The sequence below is a fragment of the Lelliottia sp. EB106-05-01-XG201 genome, assembly GCF_058791735.1.
Map to the genome: position 1 here is coordinate 2666282 of NZ_JBYTDV010000001.1, position 26670 is coordinate 2692951.

Here is a 26670-nt window from a genome sequence, read left to right on the forward strand (position 1 = left end):
ACCGCCTTTTTTTATCTTTCCCTCAACGCTTCCCGCGCTTTGTTCAGCGGTTTTAACAGATAATCCAGCACACTCTTACTGCCGGTTTTAATATCGACGGTTGCAATCATCCCCGGAAAGACAGGGAATTCTTTGCCCTGTTTATTGGTCAGATGATTACTGTCTGTGCGGATATAAACCCGATAATAGTAAACGTCTCTTTTGACCTCATCCTGGATGGTGTCCGGGGAAATCATGGTGACTTCACCGTCCAGCCCGCCATAGATGGAATAATCGTAAGCGGTCACTTTGACCAGCGCTTTTTGACCAGGATGAATAAAGGCCACATCGCGGGGTGAAATTTTGGCTTCAATCACCATCTGGTCATCAAGGGGGACCAGGGTCATCAGTTTGCCGTTCGGCGGAATCACGCCTCCCACGGTGGTCACGTCGATATCTTTCACAATTCCGCGGACTGGAGCCGTAAACGCCAGTCGGGTCAGGGAATCTTCCCGGCCTTTCATGACCGAACGTTGCGCTTCAATTTCAGCATTCGCCTTCGCCAGCTCTTCGCGGGCACGGACGTAATACTGGTTTTGCATCTCGGTGATCTTGCTCTCAAACTCATTTTTCTGCCGCTCAAGGCGTAAAACCTCCACCTTGCTGGCGGCCCCCTGAGTCACCAGCGGGCGAGTCAACGACAGCTCACGCTGGACAAGATCGGCGCCCTGACGCAGACCGGCCACCCCTTTGTCGAGACTTTCACGACGGGATTGATACAACGCCGTTTCCTGCCTGACCAGTTCGACGTCATCGTCCAGCTCTGACGGGAAGACCAGCTCCGTGTTATTCACCTCCGCATTCAGACGCGCGGCCGTTGCCAGGGCCGCATTCAGCCGGGACTCACTCTCCAGCACGCCCGACTCCGTTTTCGTCCGGTCCAGTTGGGCGAGCTGCTGCCCGCGCTCAACGATGTCACCTTCGCGCACCAGCAGGCTGTGAATAATCCCCCCTTCGAGGGACTGGATCACCTGCTCATGAGAGGACGGGATGACCTTGCCGCTGCCGGTGGTCACTTCATCGAGCTGGAAAAGACTCGCCCAGCCGACGAATACGGCCAGAAGTGAAAACAGCGACCATACCACCCAGGTTGAACGGGGCAGACGCGGCTCTTTCAGACGGCTGTTAAAGCGGGAAAAATCATTCATGCCAACCCCTCCTCTGTCATCGCCGTCGCTTTCATGGTGACAGTGCGTTTTGGTGCCTTTTGCGCGGCCATGCCGTGCTGGCGCAGGATCGCGTCTCGCGGGCCATCCATCACAATTTTGCCGTTTTCCAGCACAATAATGCGGTCAACCAGATCCAGAATCGGCAGACGATGCGTCGCCACCACCAGCGTCCGGCGCTGGCCCAGCCACTGATCGAGATGCTGGATAAACTGCTTCTCGCTCATCTCATCCAGCCAGGCGGTCGGTTCATCGAGCAGCAAAATATTCGGCGAGGTGATGAGCGCGCGCGCCAGCAGCAACGCCTGCCGCTGTCCGCCGGACAACCCTGCGCCCCCTTCGTTGATGATGTAGTTCAGCCCCATTTTCTGTTTGCGAACGAACTCCAGCGCCCCGCTGTTGACCAGCGCCTGATGAATTTCATCATCGGTTGCCAGCGGATTGCCCATCATGATGTTATCCCGCACCGAGCCAAAGAACAGCCGCGCCTGCTGGCCGAGCAGCTGCATGTCCCGTCGCACATCGGCCGTGTCGAGATGGTTCAGGGCAATATCGTCCAGCAGAATGCTGCCCTGCTGTGGTTCCTGCATGCCAGCCAGTAGCTGCAGCAAGGTGCTTTTCCCGGAGCCGTTACGCCCGAGCACCGCGATGCGCTCCCCGGCGCGGATCTGCAGCTTGCCGATCTCCAGCACCTTGAGTTTTTCCTCGTCGTCGTACCAGAAGCCAACGTCCTCCAGGGCATAGTCGCCCCGCAGGTGCGCTTTATGCACTTTCTTACCCTGCAGAGGGTCGTCAATCGGGCGCTGCATCAGATCGTCCAGCCCTTTGCGCGCCACTTTTGCCGACTGCCAGCGCGAAAGCACCCCGGAAATCTGCGATAACGGGGCAATCGTGCGGGACGCCAGGATCGAGGTGCCCACCAGCGCACCCGTGGTCATGTCGCCACTGATCACCAGATAACAGCCCACCAGCAACACCACCGCGTAGACAATCGACTGCACTTCCTGGGTCCAGGTCAGCAGCAGCCCCGTCAGCCAGCGCTGCTTCATCCCCACGTTGGCGGCCACATCGTTGGTGTTATTCCATTGATTCTGGAAACGCTGTTCAGCGCGCATCAGTTTGATGTCTTCGATGCCCTGCACCGCTTCCACCAGCGTGGCGTTGCGAATCGCCGACTCGCGCATCCCTTCACTGGAGAGTTTCCCCAGCGGACGCTGCACCAGCAGGCCAGGAATAAGCAGCAACGGCACGGCAAGGAGTACCACCAGCACCAGCGGGCCGCCAATCATCCACAAAATAAACACGAACAGCAGGAAGAACGGCAGATCGGAGATTGCCGCAATGGTGGTGGAGGTGATCAGTTCCCGCACCGACTCCAGCTCGCGGATTTGCGCGATAAAGGAGCCGGTTGATTTGGAACGGGCACCGTTTTTGATGCGCAGCGCGTGGGCAAAGACGCGCTCAGAGATCCGCAGATCGGCGCGTTTCCCCACCACATCGGAGATATGCACGCGCAGCATGCGCATGATGAATTCGAACAGGATGGCGATCATGACGCCACCAAACAGCACCCAGAGGGTGGCTTCGGACTGGGATGGCACCACCCGGTCGTACACCTGCATGGAAAAGAGCATCCCGGACAACGCCAGCACGTTGGCGACCATCGCCACCAGCATAATGTCGCTGTAACGACGCCAGTCTTTCAGCGCCAGCTGCCAGAACCAGTTTTTTTCGTAGGGCTTGATGTAGTCATCGACGCGCGCATCCGGCGTGGATTCCAGCGGGCGCAGCACCAGTAAACGCTGCAAGCGCGTGCCCAGCGCCTCACGGGTCAGGACCGTTTCCAGACCGCCATCCCCGCTGAACTGCAGGCTGACATTCCCTTCGTTGTCCATACGGTTAATCACCGCAATCTGCCCTTCGCTCATTTCAGCGATCAGCGGCAAACGCCACGGGTCGAGGGAGGCTGGCGTTGCGGCAACTTCACGCAGCCCCAGCCCGAGCTGGCGCGCCATCTCTTCCAGCACCAGCTGGCGCGGGGACTGACTCTCGTGGTTAATGGTGACCCGGACATGCTCCGCAGAGAAATCCAGCCGGTAGTGCTTTGCAATGATGAGCATACCCTGCAACCAGGGTTCGTACTGCGGATGTGTCTTCATAATGCTACGTCCTGTCCAGTGCGGTAATTTATCACTGAAATAGTACCCTTGCGGAACGATTTATAATCGAACGGTTTCTAAACAGGTCCGCAAAATAATCTTGTGAAATATAGGGTTAATACATTTGCTGTAAAGAAACGCAAAAGGCCGCGGGAATCGCTCCCCGCGGCGTTGTTTTACGCAATCAACAGTTGATGGTTAGCCAGCAGCGTAGCCAGATCCGTTTGCACGCCGTTGAGTGTCACCAGCGTGGTCGGTGTGAACTGGCCGCTCGACCCGTCCAAGTCAACCTGGATCTCGGTATTGCTGCCGTTTTGCACCACACGGATGTAATCGGCAACGTTGCCCGCACTGCTGTCCAGCGCCGCCACGCCGTTCACGTAGCTCGCGGAGCCCGTGCCGGTGTAACCACTGCCGGAGAGCAGATCGCGCAGGTCGATGCGATCCGTATCCGCGGTCCCTTCCCAGGTGCCGACGGTGAACCCGTTCACCACATCACTGCCGTTACCGCCCGTGGCATCCGACGCGTTGATCAGCTTATAGAGCAACGTATCGTGTCCCCCGCTGCCGATATTGAAGGTGTCATTCCCACCGCGGCCTTCGAACTGGTTATCACTGCTGTTACCGGTGATGACGTCGTTGTAGTCCGAGCCGTTAATGCCTTCAATGTTCAGCAGTCGCGAGGTGCCAAAGCCCGTGTCCTGGGCCGTGGACAGACGCAGGTCAACGGTGACCGCCGACGTCGCATTGCGGTAGTCCACCACGTCCATGCCACCGGTATTGCTCCAGGTGTCGTAGTCGGACGTCGTATTCCAGCCGCCGGAACCGTTATAGGTATAGGTGCCATCTTCTGCCACGAAGGTGTCGTTATACCCGGTCCCGGTGATCGTTCCGCTGTGGACGCCGGTTGCCGCTTCGGCGGTCAGGACATAGCCCTCTTTGCCGTTGCCCGCTTCCAGACCGTCCCAGGTGACGTTATCCGACGCGCCGTTGGTGATTTTCACAATCTGCGCCGAGTAGGTTTCGCTCGGATCCAGACCGTAGAAGCTCACCAGTGCCGTGGTGTCGTTCGACCCCACACCCGACTGGGCGTTGATGATCTGCGATGCCACCAGGACACCCGCTGCGTTATACAGATTGACCGTATTCCCGTAGTAGGCGTTGATGCCCTCGCTATCCACAATGTGCAGGTGCATCGCGGTACCGTCGGCGATGGTCTTGCTGTTCTGGAGCAGAACCACTTTGCCGTTCTGCTGAGACACCAGCAGATCCTGGGCGCCATCCCAGTTGTAATCCACTGCCGCCATACCCGTCACGTTCACCAGCGCCGACGCCAGCTGGCTTGAGGTCCAGGTGGAGCCGTAGCCATTGTTGGTGAACAGGGTTGCCGTCTGCGAACCGCCGTAAGTGCTGAGCTTGACGATGTCCATCTGGCCATCGGCGTTCCAGTCCACGGCCACAGAGAGATAACCCGCCGTGGCGTTAGACGCCTCGACCGCACTCTTGGTGGTCAGCAGTTTCCCGGCACCGTCGTTGTAGTAAATCACCCCGCCGTTGTTGTTGTAGGTGGTCCCCAGATACAGGTCCATGTAGCCATCGCCGTTGAAGTCCGCCCACGTCATTGACGCCGCCGTGGTGGTATTCGCGCTGTTACCGACAAACACGTTGGTGATGTCCTGGCCCACGGACAGAGTCCCGGTGCCGCTGTTGGAAATCACGGTCAGCGTATAGGCGCTGCTTCGGTTAGTGTGCTGCACCACATCCACAGCACCATCGTTGTTGATGTCGACGCCGGAGATTTCGCGCCCGGAATCGAACTGACCATAGAAGCCACCTTCCCCACCGGTGCCGTCCGGCGTCAGCACGCCGTTGTTGTTCACCAGATAGGTCAGGGAGTCCATACCCGCATCTCCGTAAGCCATATCCAGATAACCATCGCCGGTCTTGTCGTAGGCAATCACACCTCCGTAGTAGATCGCCGCGCCCATCGCCTGCTGGCTACCGGTGTAGCTGCTCCCGTCGTAGGTCCACATCACCTGAGTGTTGTTGGTATACGAGGTCTCCGTCGCAAACACGTCCATCGTCCCGTTACGGTCATAGTCCGCAGATGTATAGCTGATGACGTTCCCCCCACGGGTGTTGGTCAGGGCGTTTGCCGCGTAGGTCGACGCATCGCTGCTGGAATAAGCCTGTCCGTTCGCAATAATCGTCCACAGACCGCTGCTGTTCAGCCCCACCGACATGGCTTCGTTGTTCGAATTCCCCGCCGTGGTCGCCCAGTCGGTATTCACCGTCGTGGTACCGATGACCAGGCTACCGGTGGTCACGCCGGTGTTATTCCCGTTACCCGCGCTGCTCTTCACCTGCGCCGTCACGTCGTAACTCGCCACCGCTAAGGTATCGCTGTCCGGGATCTGCAGATACCAGGTGTTATGGTCAGGATCGACCACCACTGCACCGCCGGTCTGGGAGGTGTAGGTTTTACCGTTCACCTTCACTTCCAGGTACTCGCCGTTCTCCAGATCGGCAGAGACATTCCCGCCGACGATCGGTGTGGTATCCGAGGTCGTCTGAGCGGTCACCGTCGCCACCGTAGTCGGTACGCTGGTATCCACACCCAGCACAAACCCGGCAGATTCGGTGTAGTTCCCCGCGAGATCCGTGATACGCAGAACGTAGGTGTGGTTCCCGTCGCTCAGGCCGTTATCCTGGAAGGACCAGCTGGCGCTGCCGTTCATCGTGACCTGACCCAGCAGGATCCCGTCACGATACAGCTGCATGATCTCACCCTCATCCGGCGCACGGTTCAGCGTGCCGGTAATCACCGGTGACGTATCGTCCGTGGTCACCGAGGAGCCGAAGGTCCCCTGGCGCTCGCCTTCCGAGTCGGTGTAGCTCACCACCGTCCCCACCGTGGCTGGCACGGTGGTATCGACCGTTACTTCCTGCGACGTGGTTGACCCGACGTTGCCCGCCTGATCGATAATTCGCACCTGATAGGTGTAATCCCCGTCAGCCAGTTCACGCGTGTCCACGTAGCTCCAGCGCTGGTTGGTGACGCTGGCATCTATCCAGGTGTTGCCCCCGTCCAGGCTAATCTGCACACGTTCATCGCTGGCCAGCGCGCTGCCCAGTGAACCGTTCACCGTCAGCGTGGTGTCCATGGTGATGAAATCACTGGTGGACTGCCCGGTATCATCACTGATGCTGTCAATGGTGATGCCGTACTGTGGCGACTGCGTATCCACAGTGACCGCCTGCGAGGTGGTTGCCCCCACGTTACCCGCCTGGTCAACCACGCGAACCTGATAGTTATAGCTGCCGTCAGTCAGGGTACGCGCGTCGTTGTAGCTCCACTGCGTGCCATTGACTTCGGCGTAAACCCAGGTCGTGCCGCCGTCCATACTCACCTGCACAAACTCATTGCTGCCGAGCGCGGCGCCCAGCGTGCCGTTCAGGGTGTACGACGTTGAGCTGGTCAGGAAGTCGTTGTTATCAAAGCCGGTATCCACGGCAATGTTATCCACGGTCACGGTGATCGCCGCGTCCGGTGCGACGGTGTCAACGGTCACCTGCTGCTGGGCGTTGGATCCGATATTGCCCGCCGCATCGACGACACGCACGAAGTAGGTGTAAGTCCCGTTATCCAGCGTACGGGCGTCAGTGTAGAACCAGCTGTTGCCGGTCACGTTGACGTTCTGCCAGGTCACGCCGCCGTCGATGCTGATCTGCGCATATTCACCCTCAGAGAGCGTCGCCGCCAGCGTTCCGTTCACCGTCAGCGACGTATCGTTAGTGATAAAGTCGCTGTTGCTCAGGCCCGTATCGTCCGAGATGCTGTCGATGGTGATCACTTTGCTGGCGTCCGGCACTGTGGTATCAATCGTCACCACCTGGCTTACGCTGGCGCTGATGTTGCCCGCATCGTCAATCACGCGCAGCTGGTAGTTGTAATCCCCATCGGCCAGCGTACGGCCATCGACGTAAGTCCAGCTCGTGCCGCTGACGCTGACATCGCTCCAGGTCACGCCGCCGTCAATACTGATCTGCGCGTGCTCACCGCTGGCGAGCGTCGCACCCAGGGTCCCTTTCAGGCTGATCTGGTTGTCGCTGGTGATGAAATCACTCGCCGACAGACCCGTATCCTGAGTCACCGCATCCACGGTAATGGTGGTGGCCGCCGGTGCCGTCAGGTCGATGACCACATCCTGGCTGTCGGTTGCGCCGACGTTACCTGCGTTGTCGATCACACGAACCTGATACTGGTAAGTCCCGTCGGTCAGGGTACGGCTGTCGCTGTAGCGCCATGTCGTGCCGGTCACCGTCAGGTCAGTCCAGGTGGTACCGCCGTCGAGGCTGATCTGCGCTTTCTCGTTGTTACCGAGCTGCGCGGTCAGGGAGCCGTTGACGACCACCGAGCTGTCGTTGGTGATGAAATCACTCGCGCTCAGGCCGGTATCGTTTTGCAACGAATCAATGGTGATGCCCATCGACGGCGCGGTCAGATCCACGTTGATGGTGTGGTCTGCGCTGACGCTGTTGCCGATAGCGTTGCTCACCTGCGCATTGATGACATAAGCGCCGCCATCGGCCATGGCCGTGACATCTGCGCTGCCAAGCGTCGTGCTCCAGGTCCCGTCGTTTTGCACCGTGGTGGTGTAGGTTTTGCCGTTCAGCGTAATGGTCACCGTCTGGCCCGCAGGCGCGTCGGTGGTGCCATTGATCATAAGCGGCGTGCCGTGCTCGGCGGCGCTGACGATGTCATCCTCGGCAAAGGTGTTGATGGTGATGGTCGGAACATCCCCGCTGAGCGTCACATCGTGCGTGCCGCTGCCAGGGTTGCCCGCTTTATCACTCACGGACGCCGTAATGGTGTAGCTCCCGTCGCTCAGGCCGAGGAAATCACGCCCTGGTACGAACACCGACCATGTGCCATCCGCCGCCGCAGTCGCCTGATAGCTGTGACCGTTGAAGGAGACCGTCACAATCTGGCCCTGCTCCGCCGTGGTGGTCCCGCTGATCGTCTGGCCCGCCAGCTGCTCGGTATTGTTGACAATATCGTCGCCCGCCACCGTTGCAATCGTAACCGTTGGTGCAAGGGTATCGACCGTCAGGGTATGCGTGGTCTGGCCGCTATTGCCCGCCTTATCGTTCACCGATGCGGTGACCGTCAGCGCGCCCTGGCTCAGGGTGGACAGGTCCGTTGCCGGAACATCCAGCGTCCAGGTGCCGTCACTGGCGACCGTCGCGGTATAGGTTTTCCCACCGAGCGTGACCGTCACGGTTTGACCCGTTTCAGCACTGGAGGAGCCATTGACCGTCAGCGGTTGCTGCGCTTCGGCTGCGTTCAGCACGTCATCCCCGGAGAGGGTCGCGATGCTGACCACCGGCGCGGTGAGATCGACACTGATAGCGTGCGATGCCGTTGCGCTGTTGCCTACGCTGTCCTCGGCAGAGACGAACACGCCATAGTTTCCGCCATCGGCCAGCGCCGCGACGTCCGTTGCCGGTACGGTCGTCGTCCAGGAGCCATCGTCCTGAATGGTCGCCGTATAGTTCTTGCCGTTCAGGGTGACCGTCACCTGCGTCCCGCTGGCGAACTGCGCGCTTGACCCACCGATCGTCAGCGCATTGCCCGCTTCCGCCGCGTTGATAACGTCATCATCGCTAATGGTGTTAACGGACAACATCACCGATGCGGTGTTGATCGCCACGTCGTGGGTCTGGGTGCTGCTGTTGCCCGCGCCGTCAGTGATGGTCGCGCTGATGGTGGTGGTCCCGTCCTGCAGCGCCGAGATCACGCTTGCCGGTACGCCCACGCTCCAGTTTCCGCTGGCATCGACGGTGGTGGTGTACTGATTCTCACCGATAGTGATCACCAGCTTATCGCCGACGCTCGCGCCGGTGGTGGTGCCGCTGACGATCTGCGCCTGCGCGTGCTCCTCGCGGTTGATCACGTCATCGCCTGCAACGGTGTTGAAGCTGATGACCGGCGGTGTGGTATCCAGGGTAATGACCTTATCGGCGCTTCCTGGGTTACCTGCTGCATCGTTGACGCTCGCCTGCACGGTGTAGCCGCTGTCGGCCATCGCCGTCAGGTCTGCCGTCGGAACCGTTACGCTCCAGATGCCACCCTGCTGAACCTGCGCGGTATAGCTGTTGCCGCCCAGGGTCACGGTGACCGTCTGACCGACTTCCGCCGTCGTGGAGCCGGTAATGGCTACACCCGCCGCCGCTTCGCTGCTGTTAATCACATTGTCGCTTGCCACCGTATCGATGATGACGGTTGGCGCCGTCGCATCGACGCTGTACTCGCGGCCCGCCGAGGCGCTGTTGCCGTTCACGTTAGTGACATTGGCCTGCACGCTGGCGTCGCCGTCTTTCAGGCTGGTCAGATCCGCTGCCGGAACGGTGGTGGTCCAGTTGCCGTCTGCGTCCACACTTGCGGTGTAGGACTTGCCGCCGAAGGTGACTGATACAGTCTGGCCTGCTTCCACGTTGGACGTGGAACCAGAGAGCACCAGATCTGTACCCTTCTCTGCCGCGTTGATCACGTCGTCGGTGGAGAGCACGTCGATGCTGATTGCGACCTCTGCCAGATCGACGGTGACGTCGTGGCTGATGGCGACCGGGTTACCCGCGCTACTCTGCCCTTCAACACTCACGGTTACGTTGCCTGCCGCAAATGCGTTAACGTCTGTCGCCGGAACGGCGGCGGACCAGGTGCCGTCTGCCAGCACGGTGGCCGGGTAGGTTTTGCCGTTGACGGTGACGGTCAGAAGAGTGCCTTGTGCCAGACCATCGCTGGAGCCAGTGATAATCAAGTTTTGGCCGTGCTCGATGCTGTTAATCACATCGTCGCCCGCCACGGTATCCACACGCAGACCCGGCAGGTTGGCGTCGATAGTCATATCGCGCTCGCCGGAACCGGTGTTGCCGACGCCGTTAGTCACGGAAGCCGTGACCGTCAGGTCGCCGTTGCCGATTGCCGTCAGCACGTCCTCAGGAACGTTCACCGACCAGGTCAGATCGCTCTGAACCGTTGCAGTGTAAGTGTTGCCACCAATGGTCAGCGTGACCGTGTTACCCGCTTCGGCGTTCACCACTTTACCGCTGATGGTCTGGCCCGCCGCGACTTCTGCGGCGTTGACTACGTCGTCACCGGCGATGGTGTTGAGGGTCACACCAGGCAGCGCCGTATCCACCCGCAGGTTCGCGGTGTTGCTGATGCTGTTGCCCACATCGCTGGTCGCGGCTGCGCTCAGGGTGTAGTTCGCTTCGCCCAGAGCTGCCAGATCCGCTGCCGGAACCGTCAGGCTCCAGCTGCCGTCCGCTGCCGTGGTCGCGGTGTAGTTCTTGCCGTTCAGGGATACCGTTACCACGGTGCCTTCGGACAGGTTCGCGCTGGTGCCGCTGACGCTCAGGTCCTGGCCTTTCTCGACCGCGTTCAACACGTTATCGGCTGAAATGGCGTCGAAGCCCACGGATGGCAGACCGGTGTCGACCGTCACGTCGTGCGTGCCGGTCCCGGTGTTGCCTGCCACATCGGTGACGCTGGCGCTGATGGTCACGGAACCGTCCTGCAATGCAGAGATGACGCTCGCCGGAACACCCACGCTCCAGTTACCCGCCGCGTCGAGCACGGTGGTGTAGGTCTGACCGCCAACAGTGACAGTGACCTTATCGCCCGCGGCCGCGCCGGTGGCGGAGCCGCTGATGATCTGCGCCTGAGCGTGTTCCGCCAGGTTGATGACATCATCGCCTGCGACGGTGTTGATGGTGACCACCGGTGCGGTCAGATCGACCGTCAGGGTGTGATCCACCGATGCCGGGTTGCCCGCTTTGTCGCTGACGGATGCCGTCACAGTCAGGACGCCGTCATTCAGGACTGCCAGATCTGCCGCCGGAACCGTGACGCTCCAGTTGCCGTCTGCGCCCACGGTGGTGGTGTACTCGACGCCGTTCAGGGTCAAGGTCACCGTCTGCCCCGCTTCTGCGGTGCTGGTGCCGTTGAGAGTCAGATCCGCCTGCGCTTCGGTGGCGTTAAGCATGTCGTCAGCCGCAATGGTGCTGATAGTCACGGACGGTGCCGTGGTATCAACGCTGTACTCGCGGCCTGCTGAGGCGCTGTTGCCGTTCACGTTGGTGACGCTTACCTGCACGCTGGCATCGCCGTCTTTCAGGCTGGTCAGGTCCGCCGCCGGAACGGTGGTGGTCCAGTTGCCGTCTGCGTCCACATTTGCGGTGTAGGACTTGCCGCCGAAGGTGACGAACACCGTCTGGCCTGCTTCCACGTTGGAAGTGGAACCAGAGAGCACCAGATCTGCGCCCTTCTCAGCCGCGTTGATCACGTCGTCGGTAGAGACCACGTCGATGCTGATCGCGACTTCTGCCAGATCGACAGTGACGTCGTGGCTGATGGAAACCGGGTTACCTGCGGTGCTCTGCCCTTCAACACTCACAGTTATCGTGCCTGCTGCCAGTGCGCTGACGTCTTTCGCAGGAACCGCGGCGGACCAGGTGCCGTCTGCCAGTACGGTGGCCGGGTAGGTTTTGCCGTTGACGGTGACGGTCAGCAGAGTGCCTACGGTCAGGCCGTCGCTTGCCCCAGTGATAATCAGGTTCTGCCCGTGCTCGATACTGTTAATCACATCGTCGCCCGCCACGGTATCCACACGCAGACCCGGCAGGTTGGCGTCGATAGTCATATCGCGCTCAGCGGAACCGGTGTTGCCTACGCCGTTAGTCACGGACGCAACAACGGTGAGATCGCCGTTGCCGAGGGCCGTCAGCACGTCCGCTGGCACGTTCACCGACCAGGTCAGGTCGCTCTGAACCGTTGCAGTGTAAGTGTTGCCGCCAATGGTCAGGGTGACCATGTTGCCCACTTCGGCATTCACCACTTTACCGCTGAGGGTCTGGCCCGTCGCCACTTCCGCGGCGTTGATCACGTCGTCACCGGCGATGGTGTTGATAGTCACGCCAGGCAGCGCCGTATCCACCCGCAGGTTCGCGGTGTTGCTGATGCTGTTGCCCACATCGCTGGTCGCGGCTGCGCTCAGGGTGTAGTTCGCTTCGCCCAGAGCTGCCAGATCTGCTGCCGGAACCGTCAGGCTCCAGCTGCCGTCCGCTGCCGTGGTCGCGGTGTAGTTCTTGCCGTTCAGGGAAATGGTCACCAGGGTGCCTTCAGACAGGTTTGCGCTGGTGCCGCTCACGTTAAGATCCTGGCCTTTCTCGACCGCATTCAGCACGTTGTCGGCTGAAATGGCGTCGAAGCCCACGGATGGCAGACCGGTGTCGACCGTCACGTCGTGTGTGCCGGTGCCGGTGTTGCCCGCCACGTCGGTGACGCTGGCGCTGATGGTCACAGAACCGTCCTGCAATGCAGAGATGACGCTCGCCGGAACACCCACGCTCCAGTTACCCGCCGCATCCAGCACGGTGGTGTAGGTCTGGCCGCCAACAGTGACAGTGACCTTATCGCCCGCTGCCGCGCCGGTGGCGGAGCCGCTGATGATCTGCGCCTGAGCGTGTTCCGCCAGGTTGATCACGTCATCGCCTGCGACGGTGTTGATGGTGACCACCGGTGCCGTCAGATCGACGGTCAGGGTGTGATCCACCGATGCCGGGTTGCCCGCTTTGTCGCTGACGGAAGCCGTCACAGTCAGGACGCCGTCATTCAGGGCGGCCAGATCTGCTGCTGGAACGACCAGCGCCCAGTTGCCGTCTGCGCCCACGGTGGTGGTGTAATCCACGCCGTTCAGGGTCAGGGTCACCGTCTGCCCCGCTTCTGCGGTGCTGGTGCCGGTGAGAGTCAGATCGGTCTGCGCTTCAGTGGCGTTCAGCATGTCGTCAGCCGCAATGGTGCTGATGGTCACGGTTGGTGCCGTGGCATCGACGCTGTACTCGCGGCCAGCCGACGCGCTGTTGCCGTTCACGTTAGTGACGCTTGCCTGCACGCTGGCGTCGCCGTCTTTCAGGCTTGTCAGGTCGGCAGAAGGAACGGTGGTGGTCCAGTTGCCGTCAGCGTCCACGCTTGCGGTGTAGGACTTGCCGCCGAAGATAACTGACACAGTCTGGCCTGCTTCCACGTTGGAAGTGGAACCAGAGAGCACCAGATCGACGCCCTTCTCAGCCGCGTTGATCACGTCGTCGGTAGAGACCACATCAATGCTGATCGCCACTTCGGCCAGATCGACGGTGACGTCGTGGCTGATGGAAACCGGGTTACCCGCTGTGCTCTGCCCTTCAACGCTCACGGTTACGCTGCCTGCTGCCAGTGCGCTGACGTCTGTCGCAGGAACCGCGGCAGACCAGGTGCCGTCTGCCAGTACGGTGGCCGGGTAGGTTTTGCCGTTAACGGTGACGGTCAGCAGCGTGCCTGCCGTCAGGCCATCGCTGGAGCCAGTGATAATCAGGTTCTGGCCGTGCTCGATGCTGTTGATCACATCGTCGCCCGCCACGGTATCCACACGCAGACCCGGCAGGTTCGCGTCGATAGTGATATCGCGCTCGCCGGAACCGGTGTTGCCCACGTTGTTAGTCACGGAAGCCGTGACCGTCAGATCGCCGTTGCCGAGCGCCGTAAGCACGTCCGCAGGAATACTCACCGACCAGGTCAGATCGTCCTGAACCGTTGCGGTGTAGGTGTTGCCACCGATGGTCAGCGTCACGGTGTTGCCCGCCTCTGCGTTCACCACTTTACCGCTGATAGTCTGGCCTGCCGCCACTTCTGCGGCATTGACTACGTCATCACCGGCGATAGTGTTGATGGTCACACCAGGCAGCGCCGATCCGACATTCACGGTGTGAGTTGTGCTGGAGCTGTTGCCCACGCTATCCGTCGCCGAAGCGGTGATATCGTAGAGCGCTTCCCCCAGGGCACCCACCTGATCGGCAGGAACCGTCGTCGTCCACAGGCCGTTATCGTCCACCGTTGCGCTGTAGGCTTTGCCGTTGAGCATCACGGTGACAATCGCCCCCGCCGCCAGCCCCATCGCAGTACCGCTGATGGTCAGATCCTGAGTTTTTTCGCTGCTGTTGATCACATCGTCGCCGGAAACCGTGCCGATGGTCAGAACAGGGGCCGTCAGATTGACTGCCACATCGTGCGTGGTGCTGTTGCTGTTGCCCGCTTTATCAGTCAACGCCGCAGTAACGGTGTAATCCCCGGCAGTCAGTGCGCCCACGTCCGCAGCCGGAATGCCAATGCTCCAGTTGCCAGAGCCATCCAGAACGGCAGTGTAGGATTTGTCGTTCACCGTGACGGTCACCAGATCACCTGCCGCCGCGCCGGTCGCAGAGCCGCTGACGATCAGCGCCTGGCCGTGCTCAGTGGTATTGATCACATCATCGCCGGCGACGGTGTTGATGGTCAGCTGTGGAACCGTGATATCGACCAGCACGTCGCGCGCCGCCGACGCAGGGTTACCTGCTTTGTCAGAGACGGAGGCGTTGACGGTATAAGTACCATCCCCGAGGGTGCTCAGGTCAGCGGCTGGAACGGTCAGGCTCCATGTCCCGTTGTCCTGTACGACGGTGGTGTAATCCACGCCGTTCAGGGTGACGGTGACAGTCTGACCGGCTTCGGCATTACTCGTCCCGTTAATGGTCAGATCGGCCTGCGCTTCGGTCGCGTTGAGGATGTTGTCATCGCTGATAATGTCGATGGTCACCGTCGGCGCGGTCGCATCGACGCTGTACTCGCGGCCTGCCGACGTGCTGTTGCCGTTCACGTTGGTGACATTGGCCTGCACGCTGGCATCGCCGTCTTTGAGGCTGGTCAGATCAGCAGAAGGAACGGTGGTGGTCCAGTTGCCGTCTGCGTCCACGCTTGCGGTGTAGGACTTGCCGCCGAAGGTAACTGACACAGTCTGGCCTGCTTCTACCTTGGACGTCGAGCCGGATAGCACCAGATCTGCGCCCTTCTCAGCCGCGTTGATCACGTCGTCGGTGGAGACCACGTCAATGCTGATCGCGACTTCGGCCAGATCGACGGTCACGTCGTGGCTGATCGCCACAGGGTTACCCGCTGTGCTCTGGCCTTCAACAGTCACGGTTACGCTGCCTGCTGCCAGTGCGCTGACATCTGTCGCCGGAACTGCTGCAGACCAGGTGCCGTCTGCCAGTACCGTTGCCGGGTAGGTTTTGCCGTTAACGGTGAGGGTCAGCAGCGTGCCTGCGGTCAGGCCATCGCTGGAGCCAGTGATGATCAGGTTCTGACCGTGCTCGATGCTGTTGATCACATCGTCGCCTGCCACGGTATCGACACGCAGACCCGGCAGGTTGGCGTCGATAGTGATATCGCGCTCGACGGAACCGGTGTTGCCGACGTTGTTGGTCACGGAGGCGGTTACGGTCAGATCGCCGTTGCCGATAGCCGTTAATACATCAGCCGGGACGTTCACCGACCAGGTCAGATCGTCCTGAACGGTAGCGGTGTAAGTGTTGCCGCCAAGGGTCAGGGTGACCGTGTTGCCCGCTTCCGCGTTCGACACTTTACCGCTGATGGTCTGGCCCGCCGCGACTTCTGCGGCGTTGACCACGTCGTCACCGGCGATGGTGTTGATGGTCACACCAGGCAGCGCCGATCCGACATTCACGGTGTGAGTTGTGCTGGAGCTGTTGCCCACGCTATCTGTCGCCGAAGCGGTGATATCGTAGAGCGCTTCACCCAGGGCACCCACCTGATCGGCAGGAACCGTCGTCGTCCACAGACCGTTATCGTCCACCGTTGCGCTGTAGGCTTTGCCGTTCAGCATCACGGTGACAATCGCCCCCGCCGCCAGCCCCGTCGCAGTACCGCTGATGGTCAGATCCTGCGTTTTTTCGCTGCTGTTGATCACATCGTCGCCGGAAACTGTGCCGATGGTCAGAACAGGGGCCGTCAGGTTGACTGCCACATCGTGCGTGGTGCTGTTGCTGTTGCCCGCTTTATCGGTTAACGCCGCAGTAACGGTGTAATCCCCGGCGGTCAGTGCGCCCACGTCCGCAGCCGGAATGCCAATGCTCCAGTTGCCAAAGCCATCCAGAACCGCCGTGTAGGATTTGTCGTTCACCGTGACGGTCACCAGATCACCTGCGGCCGCGCCGGTCGCAGAGCCGCTGACGATCAGCGCCTGACTGTGCTCGGTGGTGTTGATCACATCATCGCCGGAGACGGTGTTGATGGTCAGCTGTGGAACCGTGATATCGACCAGCACGTCGCGCGCCGCCGACGCAGGGTTACCTGCTTTGTCAGAGACGGAGGCGTTGACGGTATAAGTACCATCACCGAGGGTGCTCAGGTTAGCGGCAGGAACGGTCAGGCTCCATGTCCCGTTATCCTGTACGACAGTGGTCAAATCCACGCCGTTCAGGGTGACGGTGACGGTCTGACCGGCTTCGGCATTACTGGTCCCGCTGAGGGTCAGATCGGCCTGCGCTTCGGTCGCGTTGAGGATGTTGTCTTCGCTGATAATGTCGATTGTCACCGTCGGCGCGGTCGCATCGACGCTGTACTCGCGGCCTGCCGTTGCGCTGTTGCCGTTCACGTTGGTGACGCTTGCCTGCACGCTGGCGTCGCCGTCTTTGAGGTTGGTCAGGTCGGCAGAGGGAACGGTGGTAGTCCAGTTGCCGTCTGCGTCCACGCTTGCGGTGTAGGACTTGCCGCCGAAGGTGACTGACACAGTCTGGCCTGCTTCCACGTTGGAAGTGGAACCAGAGAGCACCAGATCGACGCCCTTCTCAGCCGCGTTGATCACGTCGTCGGTGGAGAGCACATCAATGCTGATCGCCACCTCTGCCAGATCGACGGTGACGTCATGGCTGATGGAAACCGGGTTACCCGCGCTGCTCTGCCCTTCAACGCTCACGGTTACGCTGCCTGCCGCAAACGCGTTAACGTCTGTCGCCGGAACCGCGGCGGACCAGGTGCCGTCTGCCAGCACGGTGGCCGGGTAGGTTTTGCCATTGACGGTGACGGTCAGCAGAGTGCCTTCAGACAGCCCATCGCTGGAGCCAGTAACGATCAGGTTCTGGCCGTGCTCGATGCTGTTGATCACATCATCGCCCGCCACGGTATCTACACGCAGACCCGGCAGGTTGGCGTCGATAGTGATATCGCGCTCGACGGAACCGGTGTTGCCCACGCCATTGGTCACGGAGGCGGTTACGGTCAGATCGCCGTTGCCGATAGCCGTTAATACATCAGCCGGGACGTTCACCGACCAGGTCAGATCGTCCTGAACCGTTGCGGTGTAGGTGTTCCCGCCAATGGTCAGGGTGACGGTGTTGCCCGCTTCCGCGTTCGACACTTTACCGCTGATGGTCTGGCCCGCCGCGACTTCTGCGGCGTTGACCACATCGTCACCGGCGATGGTGTTGAGGGTGACGAGCGGCAGCGCCGTATTGACCAGCACGTCGCTGACAGCCGATCCGGTGTTACCCACGCTGTCGGTGACGCTGGCCGTCAGGCGGTAGTTCGCCTCGCCCAGCCAGCCAACCTGATTGGCAGGAACCGTTACGCTCCAGCTGCCGTCCGCCGCCGTGGTGGTATAGAAGTAGCCATCGTTCAGGCTCACCGTGATGGTGGTGCCTTCCGGCTGGTTGCTATACCCCGTCAGCAGCAGGTCTTCGCCTTTCTCGGTGGCATTGATCACGTTGTCCATCGCGATGGAATTGAAGGCGATCTGTGGGACATCCACGATCACCGCCACATCGTGCGTCGCACTGGTGCTGTTACCCGCTTTATCGGTGACCGTCGCCGAAATCGTGGAGTTGCCGGTGTCGAGAGCCCACACGTCCTCTGCCGGAACGCCGATGCTCCAGTTGCCGTTTGCGTCCAGCATCGCGGTGTAATCGGTGCCGTTCAGGGTCACGGTGACGACGTCACCCGCCTGGGCGCCGGTCACGGAGCCGGAGACCATCAGCGCCTGACCGTGCTCGGTGCTGTTGATCACGTCGTCGCCGGAGACGGTGTTGAAGGTGATCTGCGGGACGGTGACATCGACCAGCACGGACGCGCCGGTGCTCGCCGGGTTGCCTGCTTTATCGGACACGGACGCGGTAATCGCCGCGTTGCCGTCGGTGATATCCGCCATGTCTGCCGCCGGAACGTCGAGCGTCCAGCTGCCGTCGGCCTGCACAGTTGCACTGTATTGATTGCCGTTGAAACTCACGGTGACGGTCTGGCCTGCTTCCGCACTCGAGGTGCCGCTCAGGGTCAGGTCCGCCGCCGCTTCGGCTGCGTTCAGCATGTTGTCATTGCTGACGGTGTTGATGGTGACGGTCGGCGCAGTGATGTCCACGCTGTAGTCCAGCGCCGCGCTGACGCTGTTGCCGTTCACGTTGGTGACGCTCGCCTGCACGGTTGCGTCGCCGTCTTTCTGACCCGCGAGGTCTGCGGACTGTACGGTGGTGGTCCAGTTGCCGTCGGCATCGACTGTCGTAGTGTAGACCTTGCCGCCGAAAATAACTGACACCGTCTGGCCTGCTTCCACGCCGAATGTCGAACCGGACAGAACCAGATCCTGGCCTTTCTCTGCCGCGTTCAGCACGTTGTCGTCGGTGACGCTGTTGATGCTGATGGCGACCGGAGAGAGGTCGACGTCAACCAGCGTGCCGATGGTGACCGGGTTACCGGAGGTGTCCTGCGCGCTGGCGCTGATGGACAGTTCACCGTCCGCCCACTGGGCGACATCCGCCGCTGGGATCGCGGCCAGCCAGGTGCCGTCTGCCAGAACCGTCGCCGCATAGTCGTTGCCGTTGATGGTCAGGGTGACCGAGCTGCCCGCCACCAGGTCGGTGCTGGAGCCGGAGATCACCAGGTTCTGGCCGTGCTCGATGATGTTGATCACATCGTCGCCCGCCACGGTGTCGATACGCAGACCCGGCAGATTGGCGTCGATGGCGAACTCCAGAGATGACGCGCTGGTGTTGCCGTGGCCGTTGGTCACGCTGACAGTCGCCGTCAGATCGCCGTCGCCGAGCGCGGTCAGCAGGTTGCTGTCGAGCGGCAGGCTCCAGGTCAGATCGTCCTGCACGGTCGCGGTGTAGGTCTGACCGCCGAGAGTGATAGTCACGGTGTCGCCCGCCGCCGCGTTGGTCACGCTGCCCGTCAGGGTCTGGCCCGCTGCCACTTCCGCGGCGTTCACCACGTTGTCACCCGCCAGAGTATTGATTGAAACCACCGGCAGAGAGCTGTCGACCAGCACATCGTGAGACGCTGACGCGCTGTTGCCGACGCTGTCGGTGACGCTGGCCGCCACGCTGTAGTTGGCTTCACCCAGCGCGCTGACTGCGGAAGCCGGAACGATGACGCTCCAGCTACCGTCCTCTGTAGTGGTCGCGGTGTAATTGATACCGTTCAGGCTCACCGTCACGGTGGTGCCTTCCGGCTGATTGCTGGTTCCGGAGAGGAGCAGATCTTCGCCCTTCTCGGTCGCGTTGATCACATCGTCCACCGCCAGAGTGTTGATGGCGATCACAGGAGTGACGGTGTTGACCACCACGTCCAGCGAGCTGCTGCCGGTGTTGCCAGCAGCGTCGGTAACAGAGACATCAATAGTCCAGGTGCCGTCTGCCAGCCCCTGTACGACGGACGCAGGAAGGCCGAGGCTCCAGTTGCCCTCGGCATCCACGACGGTTTTGTACTCAATGCTATTGATGGTGATCGTGACCGCATCCCCGGCCGCGGCACCCGTGACCGAGCCACTCAGGATCTGCGCCTGAGAGTGAGCCGCCTGGTTGACGGTATTGGTGTCGGTCACGAAGTGATTGATGGTGACCTGCGGAACCGTGGCATCCACCAGGCTGACGCGATCGACGCTGCTGCTGTTACCCGCTACGTCGCTGACGCTTGCCGTGACGGTGAGGCTGCCATCCGCCAGCGCGCTCATGTCGGCTGCCGGAACGCTCAGTTGCCAGGTACCGTTGTTTTGCACCGTGGTCTGGTACTGTTGACCGTTCAGGGTCACGGTGACCGTCTGGCCAGCTTCGGCGTTGCTGGTGCCGGAGAGCAGCAGATCCTGCCCGGCTTCCGCCGCGTTGATGATGTTATCGTCAGTCAGGCTGTCGATAGCCACGGTTGGCGCCAGAGTGTCAACCATCACCACGCGCGCGGCGTCGGCGCTGTTGCCGTGAACGTTGGTCACGCTCACGCTGATCTGTGCCCGTCCGTCGGTTAAGCCGTCTATCGCACTGGCGGGCACCGTCAGGCTCCATGAGCCATCTTCCTGCACCTGGGCGGTGAAGGTCTGATCGGCAAATTTCACCACCACGCTCTGACCCGGCTCCACGCCCTGGGTCTGGCCTGAGAGGGTGAGATCGGCGGCTTTTTCTGCCGCGTTGAGCATGTCATCGCTGCTGATGGTATCGACAGTGATCGCCACGGCGTTCAGGTCGAGTTCAATCGGGTGATTGACTGTAACGCTGTTGCCCCATGCATCCACCGCGTGGGCCGTGACCAGCACGTCGCCTGCGCTCCAGTTTTGCAGGTCTGTCGCCGAGACGCCGATCTGCCAGCTGCCGTTCTGGGCAACCACCGCCGGGTAGTCGACGCCGTTCAGGGTCACGATAACCTGGGTGCCTTCTGCCAGGTGAGTGCTGGAGCCGGTGACGGTCAGGTCCTGCTGCTGCTCGATGGCGTTGATGACATCATCACCCGAAATGGTGTTGATGCGCAGGCCTGGCAGCTCGGCGTTGATATTGATATCGCGCTCGCCGGTGCCGGTGTTGCCATGGGCGTTGGTGACCGAGGCGCTAAAGGTCAGATCGCCATCGCCAAAGGCGGTGAGATCCGCAGCCGGGATGGTTACGCTCCAGTTCAGATCGGCGTCGACTGTCGCCGTGTAGCTTTGACCGCCGACGGTAATGGAGACGGTGTCGCCCGCCGCCGCGCCGGTGACGCGACCGCTGAGGGTTTGATCCTGCGCCGCTTCGGCGTTGTTCACCAGGTTATCACCCGCGAAGGTATTGATAATGACCTGTGGCAGAACGGTATCCACCAGCAGGTTCACGGTGGCGGAGCCGGTATTGCCCACGCTGTCGGTGCCGCTCACGGTGACGGTATAGAGGGTGTTCGCCAGGTTCAGGACATCAGAGACCGGCACCACAACGGACCAAACACCGCTCTCGACGGTGGTCTGGTAGTTGACGCCATTGAGCGTGACGCTCACCGCACTGCCGTCCGGCAGCGTGCTGGTCCCGCTTAAGGTGAGAGGCTGCACGGCTTCCAGTGCGTTGAGCACGTTATCCTGGCTCAGAGTATCTACCGTAAAATCTGGCGGCGCGCCGTTGAGGGTAATGTCACGGGTTGCGCTGCCGGTATTGCCTGCCGCGTCGGTGACGGAGACTGAAATCTCATGACTGCCTTCGCCCAGCGCGCCAATCACGGATGCCGGAACACCGATGTGCCAGCTGCCGTCCGCCAGCACCACGCCGACAAAGGTCTGATCGCCCAGGGTGAGTTTCACCACATCGCCCGCTGCCGCGCCGCTCGCCTGACCGGAGATCATCTGCGCCTGGCCTTGCTCGGTGGTGTTGAGCACGTCATCGCCCGAGACAATATCAATGGTGACAACCGGGGCAGCCGTATCCACGCCGAAATTGGCCGTGGTTGACGCTGGGTTACCGGCCTTATCGCTGACGTTCGCCGTCAGGGTGTGATCGCCGTCGACCAGCGCCTGGACGTCACTGGCGTCCAGGGTCAGAGACCATGTGCCATCGCTGCCAACGGTCGCGGTGTAATTTTTATCATTGAGCGTGACCGTGACGATCTGCCCGGCCTCTGCGGTGGTGGTGCCGCTCAGGATCAACGCCTGACCGTGTTCGGCGGCGTTAATAATATTGTCCTGCGCCAGCGTGTTCACGGTGAGGGCCGGTGCCTGGGTGTCGACAATCAGCGACTGGCTGCCGGTCACGGTGTTACCTGCCGCATCTTTCCCGCTCACGGCGACGGTCCAGTTCCCCTCCCCCAGTGCCTGGGCATCGGTGGCCGGAACCTCAAGGCTCCATGTGCCGTTCGCCTTCACGCTGGTGGTGTAGGTTTTTCCGTTCAGCGTGACGGTCAGCGCGGTGTTCTCAACCAGGTTTTTGCTGGTGCCGGAGAGGGTAAACCCTGCCGACTGTTCGCTGGCATTAATGACGTTATCACCCGCCGTCGTCGCCAGCGTTACGCTGGTTTCCGCCGTGGCGACGTTCAGCGTGATGCTGCCCGCCGCGGTGGTTTTGCTGCCGTCGATTTGCACGACCGACCAGGTGTGTTCGCCGTCAGCCTGGGTTGGCAGCTGTACGGTCCAGTTGCCATTCGCGCCGACCATGGTGCTGGCGATGGTGCTGCCGCTGCTGTCCTTGACCTGAATGGTCGCGCCCGGCTGTCCGGAGCCGGTAAAGGTTGGGGTGTTGTCATCCGTGATCTCTTTTGCACTCAGCAGACCCTGCTTGTCACCCGCTTTGTCCGTGACCATAAAGGTCGGCGTCGCGCTCTCGACCTCTTTTTTGGTATTGTCGATAACTTTTGTTCGGGTTCCGCCGTCATCCCCGTGCGCCAGCAGCGCGCCGATGGCGCCGCCGCCCAGCGCCGCGCCTGCGATCCAGCCCCACGGGGCATCGCTTAAAATGTTGTCCTGCGCCATGAAGGGTTCGATGCTGGAAATTGACGTGGCCTGAGCGGTCAACTCCGTGGCCGCCAGACCCGCCCCCTCTGCCGTATCGGCAAAGGCGATATGCGTCAGCTCCTGCTGATCGTTAAACACCAGTTCAGACTGCTTTTGCGTGTCAGGATCTTCGACGAAATAGTTATTGCATCGAATCACACTGCCATCTTTCATATAAATCAGCAGATCTTTCCCCTGGCGAATATAACGCGCCACATCCTGGGCAGAACCGTGGATTTCAATCACGCTCGGCGCAGAGACCGATACGGACAGGTTACCTTCACCCATCAATACCGTTTTCTCTGACGTCTTGCGAACGATGACATCAACAACTTTAGTTTTATTCATATTATTCTCCATTGCAGGCGTACTTAATGCTGTGGGTAATCCTGATGCAGGGATGTAAAAAACCCTGGGAATTAGCCCCATGACTTCCAAACTTATTGCTGCGGTTAAACCGCCAGGTATTAACTTAAATCGGGTATTTTGACGCCGGCGTTATTATCAATCCCCACCAGCGACATTAAATTATTGGTGGCGGAAGAATAATTAATGGCAGAACTCCAGCCATCATATTCCGCGGTTATTTTTGACAAGGTTGCCTGCCAGACGTCCTGCTCGACGCTGAGCAAATCGTTGATACTTCTTTTGCTTAAGGTGTATTCATTTTTATAAATATCACGAGTGCGTAAGGCATTTTGCAGCTGCACTTTTCCGGCTTCCATTCTGCCGCGCGCACCGGTCCAGTCCGCCTGGGCCACGGAGGCTTTTTGCAGCACATCAAAGCGCGCCTGTTCCACCTGGGAGGTGGCCATTGCGCGGGCACCCTGCGCCTGACGCACGCGGGCAGAGACGGCACCGCCCTGATACAGAGGGGCCTCAACGTTCAGTCGAATTTGATCGTCCCAATAAGAACGGTTGTTCGACTCATAGCGCGTTCGCCCGCCCTGGACGCTCACCGTCGGCCAGTACTGAGACTTGGCCCGGTCGACGCCATATTGCGCGGAGGTTTCCATGGTGCTGGCGGCCAGTACTTTTGGAATCATCGAGTAATCAATGGTATCCAGCGAATCCTGCTTGTTTTCCAGGCTCTGCGGCAGGGAAGAAAGCTGAGTCGCGTTCACGCCCGTCAGGACCGCAAGCCTGGCCCGTGCGCTCTGGAGCGCCGCGTTGTATTGCTGGACCGTTGCCTGCATACCGGCAATGCGCGTCTCGGTCTGGAGCTCATCTGAGTTGGAGCTTAAACCGGCATTCGAACGCAGCTGCGCCAGGCGTTGCACATTTTTGAGCGCCTTAACATTCTCTTCTGCCGCTTGTGTCAGGTCCATATAACGCTTGACCTCAACGTAGCTCAGGGCGGTTTTTTCCGCGACGTCAGACAGCGTGTCCATCAGCTGATAACGGTAGCTGTCGCGCTGAGATGAAGTCTGGTTGATCGAGCTGTTCGTTTTACCGAAGTCATAAACGAGCTGCGTCAGGGTTAATCCCCAGGACGCGGAATTCTTCAGCGATCCGCTGGAGTCAGTGGTTTGACTGTGGCCCGTGCTGCCATTGAGGGCAACTTGTGGCATCCATCCACTGCGCGCTTCATCAATTTGCGCCTGTCCAATCCCCATCTGTGCCGCCTGCTGGCTAATTGAGGGATCGCGATCAAACGCAAAAAGAATACTTTCTTTTAATGAAGTTGAAGGGACAAGGGCAGTTCCCACTGGCGTGTTTAAGGCCAGTGCGCGCGGAATTAATATTGAAGCGAATATCAGTGTCGAACCGAGGAAAAGTATCTTTCTCATAATTTCGTCCTTCTCTTTCACCCCCACAAGGATGTTTTTTAATGACCACCTCTTTTAACTACCTCGAAGGGAGTAGAAGAGACTCGCATAAAGTACATATGATCCCATCCCGAAATTATCACCCAACATCAGAGTCAGCCTTGTATTAAAGACCTGCTTCCTTTGGATTAATTTCAATTAAGAATGAGCTTATTCATTAGTACTATTTAACCTGGAGCATAACAAAATGCCTTAAGTGGAACTACACCTCCAATGTTAACGATGTGTTAATAACAAGAAAAATGTTTCCCTTTACTCGGCATAATGTAAAAAGTGTGTTTTTTACTCAAATAATAAAACGCTGTTATCAAAGGAAATATCCTCCCGGCCCACCTGTACATTTTTGAGTTAATTCCGCCATTCATCTGACACAAAGATTTTCAAAGAATCGTCAGTTTTATGATTAAGCTGATTGCTTAATGAATAATCAACGGGTAATGACCGAGCGGAGAGTATGGCGTGCTACCTTTACCTTCAAAGCAGCATTTAAAACCATCATTAATGTTAATAATAGTGTTTTATATTATATGTGATAAATAAAACAGAGTGATAACAAAGTCATTGAGTTTCAAGCCAACTGTTTATGTTTTTTAAATACTTTCTCACCTTTACTGAAAAGCACTCATAACAACAGTGAGATGACGCCTGGCCGTCAGCACGGCACAACTCATCTTGAGGCGTAAAAAAACCGCCCGTAGGCGGTTTGATTGCTGATGTGGTCAGAGCGGTTTTACAACATCCGGATCTTCCGGTAGCAAGGGATCATTCACATCAGGTGTTTCAGGGATATCGTCACCAGGAATCGGGTCATCTACAGGGACCGGATCAATTAAATCAGGACGTTCAGCCATAAAGCCTCCGTCAAATGCGATGAACTCAAGCTATTTACTTTTGCTCGGTTGTTGTTTGCCGTGATCGTTTGGCTGTTTTTGTGGTTGTTGCGGCTGCTTAGGCTGCTCTTTATTCACATTTAAGATGGTGGATTTCATTTGGAACTCCGGTAGGGTAAGCAGCATTTTGCTGCTCACTAACTATACGAGGGTATTGCTGATAATTCGAGCGAGGCGACAGGCGAATTTAGGCTATCTCATTAAGATATTACGTGTTTTAAGTGAAATTATTTTTATACTTACCACGATGAGAAGATTCCGGGGCGCAGGGTGCCACTACCTTGCGCCCCCTTTTAACGTTATCGCGTGAGTCCCCCCTTTCCCTTGATAAACAGATGCGGATACAAACTGCGCTCATGCAATCTTTCCAGCAAGCGCATTAATTCATAGTCCGTCGACAGACTGAACTTAGCCATCATGTAGTATTTATGAGAAAAAATTGTCTTTTCCGAGAGGTTTAGCTCATGGGCGATTTGCGGCACGCTTTTACCGCAATAAAATCCGGCCATAATCCGCGTCTGCTGCGGCGATAAAGCCCGATGGCGGCAGGCATAACAATTGCTGCAGCGGCTTTCCTCATGACCCTTCCAGACGTTGATGATGATTTCGTGGATCACATCGAGCGGTGCCCGGCGTTCGATAAAAACAATATCTTCCATACACTCCGGGGACGGCACGATCTTCAACGGTTCTTTATCTGTCAGCCCAACGATGACCCCTTTAGTCCGCGAATGCAGCACCGGATGGCAGGTAAACTGCTCCCCCTGACACATTTCCATGATAATCATATCGGCCTGGCTAACGGCTTCAGAATTAAACTCCCGGCTTAATTGCACTTTTTTAGAATATTGCCGGGAAAATAGTTCGGTCAGAAACGTCTGCATCGACCAGTGATAGAACGCGTTGTCATCTCTTATAAGTATGTTAATCATGAAACCTCATAGCGATGCGTG

Annotated in this window: 6 protein-coding genes; all 6 read right to left on the minus strand. The window is 59.3% G+C overall.

Going from position 1 to position 26670, the window contains the following annotated elements; all coding sequences use genetic code 11:
- Nucleotides 1–11: 11 nt before the first annotated feature.
- The 6 genes from AC3WS9_RS12565 to AC3WS9_RS12590 all read right to left on the minus strand — a co-directional run bounded on the left by AC3WS9_RS12565 (nt 12) and on the right by AC3WS9_RS12590 (nt 26649).
- A complete protein-coding gene (locus AC3WS9_RS12565; protein ID WP_282491920.1) occupies nt 12–1187 on the minus strand; it encodes an HlyD family type I secretion periplasmic adaptor subunit in 1176 nt (391 codons plus the stop codon).
- The gene (locus tag AC3WS9_RS12570) at nt 1184–3364 is read right to left on the minus strand and encodes a type I secretion system permease/ATPase (RefSeq protein ID WP_492488668.1); all 2181 of its coding nucleotides are present in this window, start codon (nt 3362–3364) and stop codon (nt 1184–1186) included. The genes AC3WS9_RS12565 and AC3WS9_RS12570 overlap by 4 nt, the downstream gene beginning before the upstream one ends.
- A gap of 176 nt (nt 3365–3540) precedes the next feature.
- Nucleotides 3541–23346: an Ig-like domain-containing protein gene (locus AC3WS9_RS12575; RefSeq protein WP_492488670.1), complete on the minus strand. Its 19806-nt coding sequence runs from the start codon at nt 23344–23346 to the stop codon at nt 3541–3543.
- 119 nt (nt 23347–23465) lie between these two features.
- On the minus strand, nt 23466–24788 hold the full coding sequence (locus AC3WS9_RS12580) for a TolC family outer membrane protein (RefSeq protein WP_282491923.1): 1323 nt from the start codon (nt 24786–24788) through the stop codon (nt 23466–23468).
- 758 nt (nt 24789–25546) lie between these two features.
- Nucleotides 25547–25678 (minus strand): hypothetical protein, encoded by a 132-nt coding sequence (locus AC3WS9_RS12585; RefSeq protein WP_282491924.1) that lies wholly within the window; start codon nt 25676–25678, stop codon nt 25547–25549.
- A 338-nt stretch (nt 25679–26016) separates the two neighbouring features.
- On the minus strand, nt 26017–26649 hold the full coding sequence (locus AC3WS9_RS12590; protein WP_492488673.1) for a helix-turn-helix transcriptional regulator: 633 nt from the start codon (nt 26647–26649) through the stop codon (nt 26017–26019).
- Nucleotides 26650–26670 lie beyond the last annotated feature (21 nt).